This is a genomic window from Mesorhizobium sp. ArgA1 (genome assembly GCF_053714375.1).
Genome location: NZ_JBSKBQ010000072.1, coordinates 1 through 2,593, shown reverse-complemented (window position 1 = coordinate 2,593; position 2,593 = coordinate 1). Strand labels below are relative to the sequence as shown.

At 59.7% G+C, this 2,593-nt stretch carries 1 protein-coding gene and 1 pseudogene; one reads left to right on the top strand and one right to left on the bottom strand.

What is annotated here, in order from left to right:
* Positions 1-359: 359 nt before the first annotated feature.
* A pseudogene (locus ACWGTI_RS32245) lies at positions 360-1,033 on the bottom strand (IS110 family transposase).
* Positions 1,034-1,235: 202 nt separating this feature from the next.
* Here ACWGTI_RS32245 and ACWGTI_RS32240 point away from each other — a divergent pair.
* Positions 1,236-2,252, top strand: coding sequence for an IS110 family transposase (locus tag ACWGTI_RS32240; RefSeq protein WP_454590630.1), 1,017 nt, complete (start codon positions 1,236-1,238; stop codon positions 2,250-2,252).
* Positions 2,253-2,593 lie beyond the last annotated feature (341 nt).

Genomic DNA, 2,593 nt, shown 5'->3' with positions numbered 1-2,593 from the left:
CCCCACCTGCGCCGCCTGGTGCGGGCGATCCGGAGCAACTGGCCCAACACCCGGATCCTGATCCGCGCCGACAGCCATGTGTGGATGGCTCCTGCCGCGCAAGAGAGAATCTGACTTTTCCACCTGCCGATCGGGTGCGGTCATGTGTCCGGCCTGTTGATGCGGCCATTAATAACCGCTGGCCCTGATGAAGTTCGCGGATCGGGTCTCAATCACTATTACGCGGTATTGATAATCCGCATGGCTATCGGCGAGTTTTCCCAATCCCCGGTTCGACCGGTTGGCATCAAGTCTTATTCACCTTACGGTCTCTGGTAGCCTGTTGCTCTCCTATCTCAACTAATCCGCGATCCTCGCTGCTACGCCGCCGTCGCGGGTGCCCTGAAGGTTTCCTGCCGCGTCATGATTGCCCATGCGATCCGTGCCATCTTGTGGCCATGGCGACCGTAACCAGACGCGGCGCGCGGCGCTCAAGCAGACCGGTGACCCATTGTGCGCCAGCCGCGCTTTTTGCTCGCGCGTAGCGAAGCATGCCAGTCGCGCCAATCACCAGCATGCGCCGGATGTAGCGGTTGCCCTGCTTTGAGATCCGGCCCAGCCGCTCTTTGCCGCCACTCGAGTTCTGTCGAGGGACGAGGCCCAGCCAAGCCGCGAACTCGCGACCAGACCGGAAGAAGGAAGGATCGGGAACCGTCGCCGCAATCGCGGATGCGGTCAGCACGCCTACCCCGGGGATCGTCGCCAGTCGCCGGCTCATTTCGTTCTGCGTGTGCCAGGCCTTGATCTCGGCGTCGAGCTCGGCAATCGCTTTTTCGTTTGTGCGCAATTGCGCGACGAGCGGTCTCAAGGCTCCCCTTGCCAAAGTCGGCAGGCTATCGTCGTCGTCGGCCTCCACTGGCTCGAGGCCGCCGAAGAACAAAAGAACCTCTTTCCGACGCAGCCGGCGCTGGACAGTGACGTTCCCCTCGGCATTGACGCCGTGAACCTGGAAGACGTTCTTGGCCAAATCCAGGCCGATCGTGGTAATCTTCATATGGGATGGCTCCTCTCGACTGTGGGTCTGTGGTCACTACACAACCTACCATATGGCACCTTGATGCCGGGGAGCAGGAGCCATCCACCCCATCACTATTGCAGATGGGGTGGTTGCCGCCCACTTCAGACGGCATCGATGTGCCAAAATGGTGGATCAAAGCCCACAAGCAGAAAGGACGGCAACCGTGACGAAGGATACGATGATCGGGGTGGATTTGGCAAAGAATGTTTTCGTGCTTCATGGAGCGTCGATGACAGGGCAAGTAAACTACCGCAAAAAGCTGACGCGGTCGCAGTTCCTGAAATTCATGGCAGGTCAGCCTCCGGCCGTTGTTGTGATGGAGGCCTGTAGCAGCGCCCATTACTGGTCGCGGGAGATGATCAAGCTTGGCCATGAAGTGAACCTGATTGCCCCGCAATACGTAAAACCCTTTGTCAAGCGCCAGAAGAATGACGCCGCCGATGCCGAGGCGATTGTGATCGCTGCACAGCGTCCAGAGATGCGATTCGTCGAGCCCCGGACTGAAGAGCAGCAAGCCAGAGCGGTGTTGTTCCGGTCGCGCGAACGTCTTGTCCATCAGCGCACGGAACTGGTGAATGCACTGCGTGCCGCGCTTTACGAATACGGCCACGCCGTCCCGCAAGGGATCGGCCAACTCAAACGCATCGAAGCAATTGTCGAAGCACCGGACAGCGACCTTCCAGAGCTGGTGCGTGAGGAATGTCTGGATCTGCTGGAACAGATTTCCGAGAAGACGAGCCGGATCAATGCCAGGACGAAGAAGGCGAAAGAACTGGCGGCTGCGACGGACAAGACGCGCCGTCTGCAAACGATGCCTGGGGTCGGCCCATTGACGGCACTGGCGGTCGAGACCTTTGCCCCAGAGATGTCAGACTTCAAGCGCGGACGGGATTTTGCGGCGTGGTTGGGGCTTGTGCCATTGCAACGTTCATCGGGCGGCAAGCAGCGTCTCGGGCGCGTCTCCAAGGCCGGGCAGATCGACATCCGGCGTTTGCTGATCATCGGTGCGATGTCGCGGCTGAACTGGATGGGGCGTAAATCGATCCCGAAAGGGTCGTGGCTGGCGCGCATGCTGGAGAGGAAGCCGCGGATGCTAGTGGCGATCGCACTGGCCAATAAGATGGCCCGCGCGATCTGGGCCATGTTGACGAAAGGCGAAGATTATAGGGATCCGGCGCTGACTGCTGCCACATGAGCGACACAGCAAACAGGCGCCGGTGAACGAGTGTGAGAAGGCGATGACCTGCATGGGCAAATGATCGAACAGATCGGGATCGGGAAAACCAGTCAGTGGACACGTGCCTGAAAGCACGCATTGCAGATTTGGACCCGATCCGCAGATCACCATACCGGCCCGCGGCTTTTGGAAGTGCCGCGCCACGAGGCCTGAAAGAAGACCGCACTCGATCACGCGTTTTATGGGTCAGAAACTTCTTGCATTCAGGGCGGCAACCAAAGAAGTCCACAGGTCATCGACTGGTGCCGCGCCAACGATGTCGACTTCATCCTCGGCGTGGCGCCCACCACAACCTTGCG